This window comes from Rhodococcus baikonurensis, from assembly GCF_040489275.1.
Taxonomy (GTDB): domain Bacteria; phylum Actinomycetota; class Actinomycetes; order Mycobacteriales; family Mycobacteriaceae; genus Rhodococcus_F; species Rhodococcus_F baikonurensis.
Genome location: NZ_JBEUOQ010000003.1, coordinates 590964 through 605464, shown reverse-complemented (window position 1 = coordinate 605464; position 14501 = coordinate 590964). Strand labels below are relative to the sequence as shown.

General features: G+C 62.5%; 18 protein-coding genes. 7 read left to right on the top strand and 11 right to left on the bottom strand.

Annotated elements, in window-relative coordinates:
- Positions 1-5: 5 nt before the first annotated feature.
- The 4 genes from mftD to mftA form a co-directional block, all read right to left on the bottom strand.
- The gene (mftD, locus tag ABWI03_RS10610) at positions 6-1184 is read right to left on the bottom strand and encodes a pre-mycofactocin synthase MftD (protein WP_003942047.1); all 1179 of its coding nucleotides are present in this window, start codon (positions 1182-1184) and stop codon (positions 6-8) included.
- Positions 1185-1239: 55 nt separating this feature from the next.
- Positions 1240-2457: a mycofactocin radical SAM maturase gene (mftC, locus tag ABWI03_RS10605; RefSeq protein WP_003942089.1), complete on the bottom strand. Its 1218-nt coding sequence runs from the start codon at positions 2455-2457 to the stop codon at positions 1240-1242.
- Between the two features lie 76 nt (positions 2458-2533).
- Complete coding sequence (gene mftB / locus ABWI03_RS10600; protein ID WP_007728309.1) at positions 2534-2821, bottom strand: mycofactocin biosynthesis chaperone MftB; 288 nt, start codon at positions 2819-2821, stop codon at positions 2534-2536.
- Entirely contained in the window at positions 2806-2901 is a 96-nt protein-coding gene (mftA, locus tag ABWI03_RS10595; protein WP_063836238.1) for a mycofactocin precursor MftA, read from the bottom strand. Before mftA ends, mftB begins: the two co-directional genes overlap by 16 nt.
- Positions 2902-3051: 150 nt before the next feature.
- On the opposite strand from mftA, the gene mftR reads away from it, so the two are divergent.
- Both mftR and mftM read left to right on the top strand, forming a co-directional pair.
- A complete protein-coding gene (mftR, locus tag ABWI03_RS10590) occupies positions 3052-3651 on the top strand; it encodes a mycofactocin system transcriptional regulator MftR (RefSeq protein WP_021343507.1) in 600 nt (199 codons plus the stop codon).
- Positions 3652-3680: 29 nt separating this feature from the next.
- Positions 3681-4514 carry a mycofactocin oligosaccharide methyltransferase MftM gene (mftM, locus tag ABWI03_RS10585; RefSeq protein WP_298774356.1) on the top strand — a complete coding sequence of 278 codons (834 nt, stop codon included), beginning with the start codon at positions 3681-3683 and terminating at the stop codon, positions 4512-4514.
- Between the two features lie 6 nt (positions 4515-4520).
- Here mftM and ABWI03_RS10580 read toward each other — a convergent pair whose 3' ends face one another.
- The gene (locus ABWI03_RS10580) at positions 4521-4724 is read right to left on the bottom strand and encodes a DUF4287 domain-containing protein (RefSeq protein ID WP_007728313.1); all 204 of its coding nucleotides are present in this window, start codon (positions 4722-4724) and stop codon (positions 4521-4523) included.
- Positions 4725-4865: 141 nt separating this feature from the next.
- Between ABWI03_RS10580 and ABWI03_RS10575 the strand changes: the two genes are divergently transcribed.
- Positions 4866-5078 (top strand): TOBE domain-containing protein, encoded by a 213-nt coding sequence (locus ABWI03_RS10575; protein WP_003942061.1) that lies wholly within the window; start codon positions 4866-4868, stop codon positions 5076-5078.
- A gap of 16 nt (positions 5079-5094) precedes the next feature.
- On the opposite strand, the gene ABWI03_RS10570 is transcribed toward ABWI03_RS10575, so the two are convergent.
- Positions 5095-5520: a DUF6314 family protein gene (locus ABWI03_RS10570; protein WP_298774354.1), complete on the bottom strand. Its 426-nt coding sequence runs from the start codon at positions 5518-5520 to the stop codon at positions 5095-5097.
- A 103-nt stretch (positions 5521-5623) separates the two neighbouring features.
- Between ABWI03_RS10570 and ABWI03_RS10565 the strand changes: the two genes are divergently transcribed.
- Together ABWI03_RS10565 and ABWI03_RS10560 are read left to right on the top strand one after the other, a co-directional pair.
- Positions 5624-6100 (top strand): MaoC/PaaZ C-terminal domain-containing protein, encoded by a 477-nt coding sequence (locus ABWI03_RS10565; RefSeq protein ID WP_095970295.1) that lies wholly within the window; start codon positions 5624-5626, stop codon positions 6098-6100.
- 233 nt (positions 6101-6333) lie between these two features.
- Complete coding sequence (locus tag ABWI03_RS10560; protein WP_298774351.1) at positions 6334-7119, top strand: thioesterase family protein; 786 nt, start codon at positions 6334-6336, stop codon at positions 7117-7119.
- 11 nt (positions 7120-7130) lie between these two features.
- On the opposite strand, the gene ABWI03_RS10555 is transcribed toward ABWI03_RS10560, so the two are convergent.
- Complete coding sequence (locus ABWI03_RS10555) at positions 7131-8798, bottom strand: ABC transporter permease (protein ID WP_298774349.1); 1668 nt, start codon at positions 8796-8798, stop codon at positions 7131-7133.
- Positions 8795-9730 carry an ABC transporter ATP-binding protein gene (locus ABWI03_RS10550; protein ID WP_124568260.1) on the bottom strand — a complete coding sequence of 312 codons (936 nt, stop codon included), beginning with the start codon at positions 9728-9730 and terminating at the stop codon, positions 8795-8797. Before ABWI03_RS10550 ends, ABWI03_RS10555 begins: the two co-directional genes overlap by 4 nt.
- Positions 9731-9798: 68 nt before the next feature.
- Here ABWI03_RS10550 and ABWI03_RS10545 point away from each other — a divergent pair, with 68 nt between their 5' ends.
- Complete coding sequence (locus ABWI03_RS10545) at positions 9799-10293, top strand: GbsR/MarR family transcriptional regulator (RefSeq protein WP_007728322.1); 495 nt, start codon at positions 9799-9801, stop codon at positions 10291-10293.
- Between the two features lie 83 nt (positions 10294-10376).
- Positions 10377-10916 carry an RNA polymerase subunit sigma gene (locus tag ABWI03_RS10540; protein ID WP_166811255.1) on the top strand — a complete coding sequence of 180 codons (540 nt, stop codon included), beginning with the start codon at positions 10377-10379 and terminating at the stop codon, positions 10914-10916.
- On the opposite strand, the gene ABWI03_RS10535 is transcribed toward ABWI03_RS10540, so the two are convergent.
- The 3 genes from ABWI03_RS10535 to ABWI03_RS10525 are packed head-to-tail and all read right to left on the bottom strand — an operon-like array spanning position 10913 to position 14221.
- Positions 10913-11596 carry a MadR family response regulator transcription factor gene (locus ABWI03_RS10535; RefSeq protein WP_124568258.1) on the bottom strand — a complete coding sequence of 228 codons (684 nt, stop codon included), beginning with the start codon at positions 11594-11596 and terminating at the stop codon, positions 10913-10915. The genes ABWI03_RS10540 and ABWI03_RS10535 overlap by 4 nt on opposite strands.
- Positions 11593-12984: a MadS family sensor histidine kinase gene (locus tag ABWI03_RS10530; protein WP_095970300.1), complete on the bottom strand. Its 1392-nt coding sequence runs from the start codon at positions 12982-12984 to the stop codon at positions 11593-11595. The genes ABWI03_RS10535 and ABWI03_RS10530 overlap by 4 nt, the downstream gene beginning before the upstream one ends.
- A gap of 31 nt (positions 12985-13015) precedes the next feature.
- The gene (locus ABWI03_RS10525; protein ID WP_003942060.1) at positions 13016-14221 is read right to left on the bottom strand and encodes an iron-containing alcohol dehydrogenase; all 1206 of its coding nucleotides are present in this window, start codon (positions 14219-14221) and stop codon (positions 13016-13018) included.
- Positions 14222-14501: the final 280 nt, after the last annotated feature.

The window sequence follows — 14501 nt, the reverse complement described above, 5'->3', positions numbered from 1 at the left end:
GAGATTCAGCTCGCACCCAGCGTGCGGGTGAAGCCTTCCGGGATCACCAGATCCGCCGGACTCAGCTCGGTGATGGACGAGTGGCCGAGACCCATCAGCCCCGAGTCGATGCCCATCCGCATCAGGTCGAGCACGTTCTCGACACCGGCCTGTCCGTTTGCCGAGAGACCCCACAGGTAGGCGCGCCCGAGCATGACGGCCTTGGCTCCGAGTGCGAGCGCCTTGACGACGTCGCCGCCGCGTCGAATACCGCCGTCGAGAACAACTTCCACCTGATCGCCCACGGCCTCGGCGATGCCCGGGAGCACGCGGATCGGCGCCGGGGTGCCGTCGAGGTTGTTACCACCGTGGTTGGAGACCGAAATAGCGGAGACACCGGCGTCGACAGCTCGCTTCGCGTCGTCGATGCGCATGATGCCCTTGAGCATGAACGGTCCACCCCACTGCTCACGCAGCCAGGCGATGTCTTCCCACGTCGGAAGCGGAGTCTGCATCCACTCGCCGTACGCGCCGAAGAACGTCGGTGCCGGCTGGCCGGGAGCCGCGAGGTTGGGTGTGGTCAGATCCGGGATCTTGCCGGTCTTGGCGAACTCCAGCAACCACTTCGGACGCATGATGCCCTCGGGGGCGAACTGGAACATCGCCTTGAGATCCATCTTCTCGGGGATGGACGGGCTGCCCCAGTCGCGACCGTACGAGAAGGACCAGTCGGTGGTGATGATCAGGCCCTTGGCACCGGCAGCGCGAGCGCGCTCCATACGCTGGAGAAGCACGTCGCGGCTGCCGACCCAATACATCTGGAAGAAGACCTGCGGGTTGGCCGCGGCAACTTCTTCGATGGACTTGCTGGCGAAAGAACTCAGTCCGATGGCTGTTCCCCGTGCTGCAGCCGCACGAGCTACAGCTACCTCACCGTCAGGGTGCACTGCCTGCACACCGGTCGGTGAAATCATGACGGGCAACGAAATGTCCTGGCCCATAATGGTGGTGGACATCTCGCGCTTGTCCGACAGTCCCGCAGCGTGGGGAGCGAAACCCAGTTCGCTGAATGCCGCGACGTTGTCGTCGACAGTCAGCCCTTTCTCGGATCCCGCCACCAACGCCGCGTACACGGACTTGGGCAACCTCTTCTTCGCACGGCGCTGTGCTTCTGCCACCGTCTCGAAGAAAGCATTCTTAGCCATTGAACTGACCTCTCTGGGGTGCAGCTTTCGCCGCACTGTCGGTATCGCGCAGTAGTTACTGCATTCCCGCAAGCGGGTTTTCGTCACAAATCTTGGCGGGCGGACGCATCATCAGTGTCAGGGGCACGGATGCACGTGGGGTCTTGCGTTGACCGGAACGGGAGTGATCGACACTGGACTTCGGGACCTCTCCCGCCGACGCCAATGCCATTTCACCGTTGCCGATGACGCACTCGGGGTCGGGTCCGTCCATCGGCAGTCCGGTGAAGAACTTGGCCGCCATGCAGCCGCCGCGGCAGGAGTCGTAGTGGTTGCACTTGCTGCAGGCGCCACCGGTCTGCGGCGAGCGCAGCTCCTCGAACAGGTCCGAGTGCTGCCAGACTTCCTGGAATCCACCGTCTTTCACGATGTTTCCGGCAAGGAACTGCTCGTGAATCGCGAACGGGCACGCGTACACGTCACCGACCGGATCGATCAGGCACACGACTCGGCCCGCACCACAGAGATTGAGACCAGGCAGTGCATCGCCGAAGGCGGAGAGGTGGAAGAACGAGTCGCCCGTCAGGACGCCTTCACCATTGGCCACCAGCCAGTTGTAGAGCTCACGCTGCTGCTCGGGGCGTGGGTGCAGGTCGTCCCACACGTCGGCGCCGCGGCCCGAAGGACGCAGTCGAGTGATGCGCAGGGTCGCGTCGTACTTGTCCGCGAGAGCCTTGAACTCGTCGAGCTGACTGACATTGTGCCGCGTGACGACCACCGAAATCTTGGCGTCCTTGAAGCCGGCTTCCTTCAGGTTCGCGAGAGCGCGCTCAGCCATCGCGAACGAACCAGGCCCGCGCACAGCGTCATTGACCTCAGCGGTGGCACCGTCGATGGAAATCTGCACGTCGACGTAGTCACTGGCGGCGAGGCGCGCCGCGACCTTCTTGTCGATCTTCACTCCGTTGGTGGAGAACTTCACACCGACCTGGTGGTCCGTCGCGTAGTCGACGAGCTCCCAGAAGTCGGAGCGTACCGTCGGCTCGCCGCCACCGATGTTGACGTAGAAAACCTGCATACGCTGCAGCTCGTCGATGATGGACTTGCACTGTTCGGTGCTCAGCTCGTTGGGGTCACGACGACCCGAAGACGAAAGGCAGTGCACGCAGGACAGGTTGCAGGCGTAGGTGAGTTCCCACGTCAGGCAGATCGGGGCGTCGAGTCCGAGTTCGAACTGATCGACGAGGCGACCCACCTTGGCGGGCGGGGAGGGCTGTTCAAGAACTGAGGTCATGGCTGTGTCCTCGCGAAGAAATGAAGCGGGCGAACGTGCAGAAGGGCTGTTCCGCACGTGGGGGCGAGCGTCTGGCTCAGACAGGCACGATCATGTGCGAATCGGCGAGAGTGCTCAGCGCGCGGGCATATTGGGGAGCCGCGTCATCTTCGATGCCTTGCGCACGTAGTGCGGACCGGACATCAGGATGGTCTGGCAACGCCTTGACCACCGCAACGATGGTCGTGTTCTTCAGGAACGACAGCTTGCGCGTTCCGAAGTGGTAGAGCAACGCCCCGAAAGGTTCGGGGCGAAGCGCTACCTGCGGGTGGAGTTTCCACCCCGCATCGAGATCCAAAGCAGACACGGTCAGTACACGCCGCACATGCCGTCGATGGAAACTTCCTCCACGAGGGACTCCTCGACGAGGTCGTTCTCGAGCGCCTTGTTGTCACGATCTGACATGGATTCCTCCTGCGGTCGCACTCCGTCTGGAAGTCTGTAGATCAGACTTCCAACCTGGGAGTTGGTGGTCACTAGTGGGACTTCACTGTGACTCGGTTCACCACTGTAATGGCATCGAGTGCAGAATGACACACATGGAGCGAAAAAAGTATGCGTAGCCGCAAGAAACCGTCCGCTCGGATAGGTCGTCGCCCCTCCACAACGAAGGAGGGAATCAGCACGATCGGCATCGAACTGTTCTCCACAGTCGGCTTCAACGAGGTGAGCGTCGACCAGATAGCCGACGCCGCCGGCATCGCGCGTCGGACCTTCTTTCGCTACTTCCCGTCCAAGAACGCAGTTCCCTGGGGAGACTTCGACGGGCATCTCGACGAGATGCGCGAGCACCTGGACTCACTGCCCGCCGACATCCCGTTGGTAGACGCACTCGAATCCGCATTGCTGACGTTCAACACCTTCCCACCGGAAGAGACTGCGGTACATCGCAAACGGATGGAATTGATCCTCGAAGTTCCGACACTTCAGGCATACTCTGTGGTGATGTACGAAGGTTGGCGGCAAGTGGTCGCCGACTACGTCGCACGCCGAATGGATCTCGAGCCGACCGATCACGGCCCACGCACGGTCGGCTATCTTCTGCTCGGGGTGGCCATGTCGGCGTACGAACAGTGGCTCACCGACGATTCACTCGAGCTACCGGAACTCTTGAAAACGGGTACGCAGTCCCTGCGGACCGGCATCAGCACCTGAGAAAGCATCACCACCTGAGAAAGGCGATCATGTCCACCATCACGAACGAACCGGTCCTGGATTCGCTGGCACCGTCGACGCCGGGCTTGTGGTCGTTCGGGCATGTCACCGTCGAACGCGTCGAGTCCGGTCCGATCTCGCTGGATCGCCGGGGCGGTCGCCTCCACGTCAGACACTCCCTCACTCCCGCCGATCTGAGTGAGCGACTCGTCGCCGGAGTCACCTCGTCGATCCAGGACGCGGAGTTCGGTCAGGACGAATTCGAGTTGACGATGGTCGGCCTGGTTCGCTCCACCGTGGACGGCGCTCTCGAATCCTGGACCACGTACTACCGGAACTCCCTTGCCGAACTACTGGACGGCACTGCAGATTTCGCGCCAATTCACGACAAAGCCGAAGAACTGGTTCGCGGTTCCGTGCTCGATCTGGGTTCCTGCTTCGGTTTCCTGCCACTACGGCTCGCGCGCGCCGGAATGGACGTGACCGCCACGGACATCCTGCCCGGAACGATGATCCTGCTCGACGCGGTAGCCCCCGAACTCGGCATCACGATCGACACGGTGATCTGCGATGCGGGTGAAGTACCGGCACCGGACAACAGCGCCGACACCGTCACCGCGATTCATCTCCTCGAGCACGTCGACGACGCAGTCGGCGAGGCCGTGATCGCGCAGGCACTCCGAATCGCACGTCAGCGGGTCGTCATAGCCGTCCCCTTCGAGGACGAAGCCACCGCGTGCCACGGCCACATCCGCACTTTCGATCTCGAGTCGCTGCAGGCGGTCGGCCGGCAGACCGGTGTGCCGTTCGAGGTATTCGAGCATCACGGCGGCTGGTTGGTGCTGGACGCTGCTGCCGCCTGAGGCGACTCACCCTTCTTTCAAGGTATGCGCGACAAGGGCATTCGCGTGTCCATGACCCATACCGTGCTCCGACTTCAACCAATTCACCAATTCCATGTGCTTGGTGAGGTCTGAGCTTCTGATCAGCTCTTGCCACTCACCGATCGGCCGACCGTACTTCTTCTCGATCGACGGAAAATACGACGCCGGGCCTTTCACGGGTTCAGTCATGACCGGAATCTACCTCCACCGCCCGACAATATTCGCGCACCGGCGGCGCCCGCATGTCCGCACCTGCGGAATTACTGGGTCGATACGCGACCGTCGGATTATGGTCGGAGTACACCCGCCCGAGAGCACAGGAGTTCAGCAATGCGACTGTCCACACGAAATCAACTCACCGGCACCATCACCGAGGTCAACCTCGGCACCGTCATGGCAACGGTCAAGGTGAAATTGGACGGCGGCAACCAGATCGTGACTTCGTCGATCACCCGCGATGCCGCGCTGGATCTCGACCTCGAACCAGGCCAAGCTGCAACGGTATTCGTGAAGTCCACCGAGGTGACGATCGGCGTCGAATAACTGGCACGACCGCTGTTCAGGGCCGAGTGAGATGCGTGGTCATCGTGTAGTCCTTGCTCGGCCCCGTCACGGTCCAGACCACAGCCCAAGCCGATCCATCCACGGCAGTGATGTCGATCCGCCCGCGATAGGTGTCCGCACCACACAGGTGCTCGACTTCCTCTCCCGGCGCCCAGTCGTGAAACTCTCTGCCGTCTTCGAAGGTCACGGCCCACTCGAGGCCGCGCTTCGCGATGAACAGAGTCCGGAACACGGGCAGTTCCACATCGCCGTCACGCAGAGTGCCACTCTCGTACCAGCGCATCCGACCGTCACCGGCGTCGGAGATAGTGGTCTCGCCGAAGACTTTCTTGGTGGAACCGGAAAGGCGGTCGACGATGTCGCGCTCGAAGTGCCACGTCCCTGCCAGCGCCCTCGGCTCGATCTTCGCGTCGTCAACCATGTAGCGATTCTAGTGACCCTGGACAAGGACTTGCGAAGGAGCCGAACACACTGCGGGAGTATGTTCCGAGTACACCCGTAACACGCAGGAGATTTGCACAACCATGAACGATTCGGCCGCCCTTCACAAACGCACAGTGTTCGCCGAGGATCTCGAGATCGGCCAAGTGATCCCTTTGGGCTCGTATTCGGTGACCGAAGAGGAGATCGTCGAGTTCGCAACCCAGTGGGATCCCCAGTGGTTTCACATCGACAAGGAAGCCGCCGGGTCCGGTGTCTTCGGCGGGTTGATCGCCAGCGGGCTGCACACCCTGTCGATCTGCCAGAAATTGGTGGTCGCCGGCCTCTACGACCAATGGAACGTGATCGCCGGAAAGACCATGCGCGACGTGAGCTTCCTACGTCCACTTCGCCCCGGTGACACCCTCAGCGGAAAGGTCACCGTCGACAACGTCGTGTTCGACAATCGCGCGCGGGGATTGGTCACCATCACAGCGAAATTGGTCGATGCACACGGCAATCGCGTTCTCGACGTGGTCACTGACGCCTACCTGCACTGTCGCCCGACTCGCGGACAGTGAATTATCGGTAAATTCCGCACCGCAATGCCTGAATTGCCGTACTTTCAGTGACGTTGCGACGCAACAATACCCATCCCCGCAAACAGGAGTTCCTCACACATGAGCAGCCTCGGCGAGATCAATCCCCTCGGCATTCTTCAGATCCTCATCTACATGCTCTTCGGTGGGTCGTCCAGCACTCCCGAGTAGACCCTAGCTTGCTATTGCCATAGTCAGCATCTACTGTGCTGACTATGGCAATTACTAGTCAGGCCTCCGTGACGGCCGTGCCGTCAATCGACGCAGCGCGTCATCACACCGAGTTCGACTCCAGCTGGCGAAGTTTCGACGGCATTCAGGGCGGACTCGCCGTAGCACGGATGCTGCGAGTTGCCGCCGACGCGTCCGGAGCCGAACCTATGGCGGTGACGGCACACCTGGACCGCCCCGTCCCTCCGGGGCCGGCCGAGTTGACCGTCGGCGAGATGCGGGGCGGGCGGACTGTCAGTTGCCACGTCACGCTGACCGATGCGGGATCCGCCCTCGTTCGGTTGGCCCGCGACACAGGAGCCACGACGCTGTCCGCCCCCGGAATCGAGCCGAGTCCGGTCGACCCGGCAACCCTGCCACCGCTGGAGATCCCGGTGGACTTCGTGCCGTTCTCCCAGCACCTCGACATCCGTCCGATCAATTCCGCGAGGCCGTTCGCCGGTGGCGACTCCCCGGAATTCGACGTCTGGATCCGATTGCTGACCGACCTCGATTTCACGGCCCAGGAGCGCGCCGCCGTTCTGCTCGACGCGCTTCCGCCCGGACTGTTCGCGACGCTGACGACGCCCGTGGCCATTCCCACCGTCGAGTTCACCGCGCATTTCATGCCGGAGTCCGTCACGGCAGATCACTCACCGTCCCAGTGGTATCGCCTGCGTCATGGCACCGTGTGGGCAACCGACACACTCTGCGTCGACGAAACCGAATTATTCGACGCCGCAGGACGGCTCGCTGCTCGGGCTCGCCAGCTTCGTCGAATTCTGAGTTGAGTTCAGCTCTCCTACACCTGGATGTCGCGACGACGGAAAGCAACAAGCGATGCTGTCGAAAGTGATACTGCCACAACGATCATTGCCAGCAGGGGTAGAACTGTCACCGGCTCGGCAGGGGCACCCGGCACGTGGGTGAAGGGCGACAGATCCAGCACTACCTGCGGAAGCTTCAGCAACGTGCCGAGTTGCCCGAGCACGATGCATGCCGCCAGGATTCCCCAGGAGAGCGCCGATGCGTAGGCCGGAAACAGTCCGAAAGCCAACGACACCAACCCCACGACTACGAGCACCGCAGGCAGATAGGCCAAGGCAGCGCCGGTCATTCGGAGTGTGTTGCCGCCGATGTCGTCCGTGACGAGCCCGAAGGCAAATCCGGTGAAGGCACCCATCAGGACGTGCGCAAGGACCACACCGCCCACAACCACACCCAGGTGGGAAAGCATCCACCTCCACCGAGACAAGGAGGTTGACAGCAACGGTTCGAGCCGTCCCGATGTTTCCTCGCCCCGCATCCGGAGAAGACTCTGGACCGAATACGCCGCGATCACTGTCGACGTGAGCCCCAGAGCGGTGGCCAGGTAGGAATCCACCAGATCCGTTCCGCCGCCACCAAGTTTCTCGAACATCTCCGCGGTTTGCTCCGACGATCCCACCATCGCGTCGATCTCGTTGCCCACAGCGCCGTACGCGAACCCGAGAATGACAACGGCAAAGATCCACCAGAACATCGTCATTCGTTGCATCCGCCAGGCCAGGCCCCAGGCGGAAGGCAACCACGATGCCGCGGTCGGTGGGCCGGGTCGGGGCTGAACGAGTCCCGCTCCCTGATCGCGATGACCGATGAGAACAAACGCCACCACCACGTGTACGGCCGCAAATCCGATCAGCAACAACAGGATCCACCAGGCGTCGTCGTCGAACGGTCTGATCTGTTGTGCCCATCCAATCGGCGAGAGCCACGACAACCAACCGCTCACTACGCGAGTTCCATCGTCGACGACCGTACTGTTCACGTCACCGATCGCGCGCAGCATGAAGGCAACGCCGATCGCGGCACCCGCCAGACCGTTGGCCGTGCGAGCACCGTCGGTGATCTGCGCAGTCACCGCCGCCACACCGGCAAACGCGATTCCGGTACCGCCAACCGAGGCACCCAGCGCAAGCGAACCACCGACCGGCAGACCGACGGCCATCGCCCCCAGCGCGATTCCCAGTGCCAGAACGACGTTCGCACCGACCGTGACGATCAGCGCGGAGGTGAGGAGCGCTCGTCTACCAACCACCGCTGCACCGATCATCTCGGCGCGGCCGGTCTCCTCGTTCTGTCGCGTATGACGAACCACCGCAAGCGTGCTCATCAATGCCGCCACCAACGCGAACACGAGCACCGACTGGCTGGCGACTATCGCGCCCTGCGAATCGCCGGACACGATTCCGTTGGTCGCCAGCGCTACCGGCGAGACCGCGGAACTGACTGCGATGTTTCGCAATTCCTCGGGTGTCTTATACAGCCCGGTCACACTGGCGACGACGAGCAACATGAACAAGACGATCGAGATGACCCACACGGAAAGCTGAATTCGGTCCCGACGCAAAGCGAGCCGGACCAGTCGGCGCGTACCGGTGAATTGGCTCGCCGACGCCGGTACCGGTGGAGCGGCCTCGACGACGGTCACGGCCGCACTCCGGTCTCGGCTCGCAGGTGGACCGAAGTCTCCCTTGCCCGCTCGTCACCGTAGTGCCGCAAGAAAAGTTCTTCGAGTGTCGGCGGAGTGGAGCTGAGCGCAACGATCCCGAAGCCGACCAAGTACGTCATGAGAGGTCCGAGTTGCGCGCTGTCGACTTCGCAGGTGACATGGTTCCCGTCGATCACCGCGTCGTGGACACCGCCGAGCCCGTCGAGGCTACCGATCGGTCGCTGCGTCTCCGCCGAGACGGACGTGCGCGTGAGATGTCTGAGTTCGGACAGCGTTCCCTCTTCCACCGTCCGCCCGTCGCGGATGATGCTCACGCGATCGCACAGCGCTTCGACCTCGGCGAGGATATGGCTCGACAGCAGGACCGTCTTCCCGGCGTGAGCCACCTCCTCGACGCAATCCTGAAACACCGCTTCCATCAACGGGTCGAGCCCCGATGTCGGTTCGTCGAGGACGTAAAGGTCGACGTCGGACGAGAACGCCGCCACGAGTGCAACCTTCTGCCGGTTACCTTTCGAGTACGTCCGCGCTTTCTTGGTCGGGTCGAGTTCGAAGCGCTCGAGCAACTCGCTTCGACGTTTTCGGTCGAGGCCACCACGCAGACCGGCCAGCAGATCGATGGCCTCCCCGCCGGTGAGATTGGGCCACAGGTTCACGTCACCAGGCACGTAAGCGAGACGTCGATGCAAAGTCACGGCGTCTCGCCACGGATCGCCGCCGAGGACGGTTGCGTCTCCGGAATCAGAGCGGAGCAGGCCGAGGAGTACCCGAATGGTGGTGGATTTTCCGGAGCCGTTCGGCCCCAGGAATCCGTGCACTTCGCCCGTCGAGACGTCAAGGTCGAGGCCATCCAGCGCGCGGGTGGTACCGAACGTCTTGACGAGGTTCTTCACTGAAATCGCCGCACCCATGAACTTGACCGTACGCCGATTTCACAAATGTGTGAAGATAGAAAAAGAGGAAAGATCGAAGGGTTCCGATGACCGACACCAGCCATACCGTTGCACCGGACGAGAGCCGCCATTATGTCGAGCGACTCTCACTCGTACTGAGCGACATGGGTTTTCCGCCGATGCCCGCCCGCGTCTGGGCCGCATTGATGACCAGCGAGACGCCCTCGTCCACGCCAGGAGATCTCGGATCTCGGTTGGGCGTGAGCCCCGCCGCCATTTCCGGTGCCGTCAGATACCTCCAGCAAGTCGGGTTGATCGAGCGTGTGGCCGTCCCCGGATCGAGGCGTCAGCACTACTGCGTCAGCGTCGACATGTGGGCCGACGCGTTTGTCACGAAACAGTCCTCGCTCTACCAGGTCTCGGCAGTGGCGGACGAGGGCATTCGGGTCCTCGGTGAAGGAACGACGGCCGGCGATCGTATGGCAGATCTGCGCGACTTCTTCGACTTCATGGCCGCGGAAATGCCGCGCATGCTCGCGGACTGGCGCTCCCGGCGAAAAGACCGGACACCTGGCAGGTAACTTCAGGTTTACCCGCAATTTCGGCGGGGTACCTCAATTCTCGTTCCAGCATGGTGAGGCGCGGCGTACTCGAGGAGTTGCTGATGAAGCTGTCGATCAGGGGCGCGAACACTTCACCGACTTCACCGTCAGTACGTACCGCTTCACCCGAGATCTGTGAACGATCGATTTCCTTGAACCGCACCGCCGCCGAGGCATTCGCCGGCGACCACCGAGCGCTCGCGAAACTCCTGGCCCGCGTGCACCCTCGCGTCGTTCTCTACTATCGCGCCAGGCTCCTCGGGACGTCTGTAGCAACATTCGCCGACGATCTCGCCCATCAATGCACCCTGGACGTCGTCACACGAATGTCCGACACGATCTCCGCCGACACGCGCATCGAGACTTTCGCTTACGAGTTGGCCTCTCGACGCATTGCATCAATTCCCCAGTCACACAACACCGACGGGCGATTCAAACGCCCGCGCCGCCTGACCGACGACCAACGTGAGGTTCTCATATTGCGAATCGCAGTGGGTCTGACTGCCGAGATGACCGCGTCGACTCTGCGCACGACTCGATCGAGAGTGCTGCTCGTACAGCATCAGGCACTGCGCGCCTGGACCGTCTCCGAGCGCAGCTAGATCAGACCTTGCTTACTCGCGGCGTAGACAGCCTCTGCTCGACGGCTCACCTCGAGTTTGCGCATGATGTTGCTGACGTGAAACTTGACGGTGGTAGGTGAGATGAACAATCGCTCACCGATCTTGATGTTGGACAGACCGTTTGCGAGAAGCCGCAATACTTCCAGTTCGCGATCGGTCAACCGTTCCTTGGTTGCCGATTGCCCGTTGAGCGAACGGACGACAGCAGATGCGCTGCGAGAGTCGAACGCACTCTCACCCCGCGAGACCGCCCTGATCGCACGCACCAGTTCGGTGGTGTCGACATCCTTGACGACGTAGCCACGAGCGCCTGCGTGCACCGCTCGCACCACCAGTTGATCATCGAGAAAGGTGGTGAGAACCAACAGTCCCAGCCCGGGATGTGCCGAGGACAGCTGACCGCAGAGGGTCAGCCCCTCGTAATCGGAACTGGCGGAGAGTTTGAGATCCATCAGGACGATGTCCGGACCGACCTTGTCGACCACCGCGAGCGCCTCGGCCAGGGACGACGCCTCCCCCACGATCTCGAGGTCGCTTTCGCGCTCGAGCACCGAGCGGAGTCCTTGCCGAAGTATCGCGTGGTCGTCGACCAGGACTATGCGAACCGAACTTTGAACCGGCGACGTTCCACGGGTGACGACGGGACGAGCAGTGGTCATGATTCCTCGCTCTCGATTTCAGGTGTAGAGCAAAGGTTTTCCATGCCCGAGTCCAGCGGCGGCGCCTGCGGTAGCGGTAGTGGCAGTCGTACGAGAATCTGAATCCCACCGATCCGTGCCCGCCGCACTTCCAACGCGCCACCCAACTCCGAGGTTCGCGCCTGCATGTTCGCCAGTCCGCGGTGGCGACCGTCGACATCGTTGGTGGCTGCGAGTTTGAGGATCAGACGCATTCGCGCGGGGTCGCCGTCACCGTCGTCGGAGACCGACAGCAACACGGAGTCCGCGCGATAGGTCAGACGAAGCACCGCCCGATTCGCATGAGCATGAACCGCTGCGTTGAACAGGGCTTCTCCGGCGATCCGGAGAAGGGCATGTTCGGCATCGCCCGGAAGCTCCGTCGGGGTACCGCCGACGCGAACGCTGACCGCCAACTCGTCCGGCATGTGAACCACGCCGAGTTGCTCGAGCATCTCGGGCAGCGACGTCCGGTCCGCGTCCGAGGAATGATTGAGAGCGTAGATCGCCGAGCGAAGCTGCTCGACCGCACGCCTGGTCAAATCCTTGGCCAAGTCCAGTCTTTCACTGCGTTCCGCCTCCGGGATGTCGCTGCGGCAGACCTCGATCTGCATGCCGGCCGACAACACGGCCTGTGTCACGCTGTCGTGAAGTTCGCGGGCGATCCGGTGCCGTTCGTCGTCGACCACCTGATGCCGGTGCGCCACACCGAGTTGACGCTGCGTGGACTCCAATTCGCTGTTGCGCACCGCGAGGTCGGCTGCAGTGCGATTTGCCTCCGCGTACGCATCTTCGGCTCGTTCGAGCAGTAGTTGTCCGCGCTGATAGAGCGCCGAGTTCTGCAGAGCCACGGCAGTTTGGCTGGCCAAAATGCTCAGCACGGCTCCGTCCGTCGTGTCGAGCGTCCGGTTGGCCGGTGTCCAGGCTGCAAAGGCTCCGACCACGCCGCCGCCGAGCACGATCGGCACAAACGCGTAGTGTGCGTCGATCACCGAGTTGGACTCGATTCTCCCGTACCGGATGTCGTCGAGGCATTCGACGACGTCCTCCGGAAGCGGTGGTCCCTCCACGTTGTCGACCAGGAACGGCGTCGCATCCGGACCGAGAACCAATCGGCGTGGCCCGGCGTCCGGCAAGGTCCCGTCGGCCAAGGCGAACACTATCCAGTTGGCACTCAGATGAGCGCGGGCAGCTTCCGCGACCGCGCAGACCAGGGTTTCCGGCCCTTCGACGGTTCGCACCAAAGCCCGCGAGATCAACTCCAACGCATGCACGACGCGTTCGAGGCGCTCCGCCGCACCGCGATACTGCGGATAGAACGAACTCTTCCCCGACCGTAATCCGGTGAGCCTGGACAGGTCCGCGGTCATCGTCCGCACCGATTCACAACGCACCTCTTCTTCACAAGGCACCTCGGAACAACGCCACCATCTGCTCCTGCGTCGCTTCCCTGGGATTGGTGGACATGCAGGCGTCGAGCAACGCGAAGCTGGCGAGCCTGCTCAGATCTTCCTCGCGAACACCCAACTCCCCCAGACCCTTCGGCACGCCGACCTCGCGCGCGAGCCGTTCGACCCGGTCGGCCACTGCCAGCGCTGCTTCCTCCGGGGTGCCGCGCTGCTCGGGAAGACTCAACGCAGCAGCGATGGCAACGAAGGGGGCGGCGTCCGTCGTGGAATTGAACCGGATGACGTGGGGCAACAGAATCCCGTTGATGACGCCGTGCGGCAGGTCGAGCATGCCGCCCACCTGATGACTCATGGCGTGCGCGGCGCCGAGTATCGCGTTGGTGAACGCCAAACCGGCCTCGAGGCTGGCCTGCGCCATCACAGACCGCGCTTCCATCTCCATCGGGTCCTGGATCGTGTGCACCAGATTCTCCGTCACGAGGCCGACAGCGCGGAGCGCGTGATGATCGGTCAAAGGATTGTGCGCCAGCGATACGAAGGCTTCGATTCCGTGCGTCAGTGCGTCCAATCCTGTTGCCGCATTGAGCCACTCGGGCATCGTCGTCAGCAACCGCGGATCGATGACCGTCACATCTGGCACCAGCGCCCGGCCGATGATGGTGATCTTGGTGCCGCGGGTCGTGTCCGTGACGATGCAGAACTGCGACACGTCCGCACCGGTGCCGGACGTGGTGGGAACCATCACCAACGGCGGGATCGGTTTTGTCGCCTGATCGACGCCTTCGTAGTCGAGGATGTTGCCGCCGTTGGCAGCGAGGACGGCGACACCTTTAGCCGCGTCGATGACGGAACCGCCACCGAGCGCGATGATGACGTCACACTCACCTTCCTGGTACACCTCGAATCCAGCCGCGATCTCGAAGTCCTTGGGGTTGGGCGTCAGCCCTGACCACACCGTCGCGGTCAATCCCTGCTCCGTGAGATGGTCCTCGAGTTCGCTGACCCATCCCGCGTCGATCAAGCCGGGATCGGTGACCAGAAACGGGCGGAACCCGCCGAACCGCAGAGTCGCGTGTGCTGCCTCGACCAGGGAACCGATACCGAAGACGATCTCGGGGGCGTGAAATTTGACCAGTCGAGCAGCAGTGCCGCGGCGATGAACACCGTGGTTCACAGCATCCGGATATGCCACGGACACGACCCCACTCTCCTCTCGCTGCCCTGAGATCTCCGCTCGGGAACTTTCCGTCCGTCGCTCTCAGTGCATCAACTCTCACGTGCACCAACAGGTGTGATTCACCTTACAATCGCTGGCCCCGAGCCTACGCGGACGTCAGTCGCCGCACACCCACCGAAGGAGAGGCGCCTACCTACCCGTTCAGGCAGGTACACATCGCCGAAAAATAGATGGCGCGGCGATCGGGTCGCGTTGTACTTTCGGTTGCGGCCAGAGCGGTCCGCAGTACCGATCCAGAAGG

Excerpts from the sequence above, each read along its gene's own strand:
- mftD (WP_003942047.1), bottom strand. The coding sequence starts at position 1,184 with ATGGCTAAGAATGCTTTCTTCGAGACGGTGGCAGAAGCACAGCGCCGT.
- mftC (WP_003942089.1), bottom strand. The coding sequence starts at position 2,457 with ATGACCTCAGTTCTTGAACAGCCCTCCCCGCCCGCCAAGGTGGGTCGC.
- mftA (WP_063836238.1), bottom strand. The coding sequence starts at position 2,901 with ATGTCAGATCGTGACAACAAGGCGCTCGAGAACGACCTCGTCGAGGAG.
- mftR (WP_021343507.1), top strand. The coding sequence starts at position 3,052 with ATGCGTAGCCGCAAGAAACCGTCCGCTCGGATAGGTCGTCGCCCCTCC.
- mftM (WP_298774356.1), top strand. The coding sequence starts at position 3,681 with ATGTCCACCATCACGAACGAACCGGTCCTGGATTCGCTGGCACCGTCG.
- ABWI03_RS10580 (WP_007728313.1), bottom strand. The coding sequence starts at position 4,724 with ATGACTGAACCCGTGAAAGGCCCGGCGTCGTATTTTCCGTCGATCGAG.
- ABWI03_RS10575 (WP_003942061.1), top strand. The coding sequence starts at position 4,866 with ATGCGACTGTCCACACGAAATCAACTCACCGGCACCATCACCGAGGTC.
- ABWI03_RS10570 (WP_298774354.1), bottom strand. The coding sequence starts at position 5,520 with ATGGTTGACGACGCGAAGATCGAGCCGAGGGCGCTGGCAGGGACGTGG.
- ABWI03_RS10565 (WP_095970295.1), top strand. The coding sequence starts at position 5,624 with ATGAACGATTCGGCCGCCCTTCACAAACGCACAGTGTTCGCCGAGGAT.
- ABWI03_RS10560 (WP_298774351.1), top strand. The coding sequence starts at position 6,334 with ATGGCAATTACTAGTCAGGCCTCCGTGACGGCCGTGCCGTCAATCGAC.
- ABWI03_RS10550 (WP_124568260.1), bottom strand. The coding sequence starts at position 9,730 with ATGGGTGCGGCGATTTCAGTGAAGAACCTCGTCAAGACGTTCGGTACC.
- ABWI03_RS10545 (WP_007728322.1), top strand. The coding sequence starts at position 9,799 with ATGACCGACACCAGCCATACCGTTGCACCGGACGAGAGCCGCCATTAT.
- ABWI03_RS10540 (WP_166811255.1), top strand. The coding sequence starts at position 10,377 with ATGAAGCTGTCGATCAGGGGCGCGAACACTTCACCGACTTCACCGTCA.
- ABWI03_RS10535 (WP_124568258.1), bottom strand. The coding sequence starts at position 11,596 with ATGACCACTGCTCGTCCCGTCGTCACCCGTGGAACGTCGCCGGTTCAA.
- ABWI03_RS10530 (WP_095970300.1), bottom strand. The coding sequence starts at position 12,984 with ATGACCGCGGACCTGTCCAGGCTCACCGGATTACGGTCGGGGAAGAGT.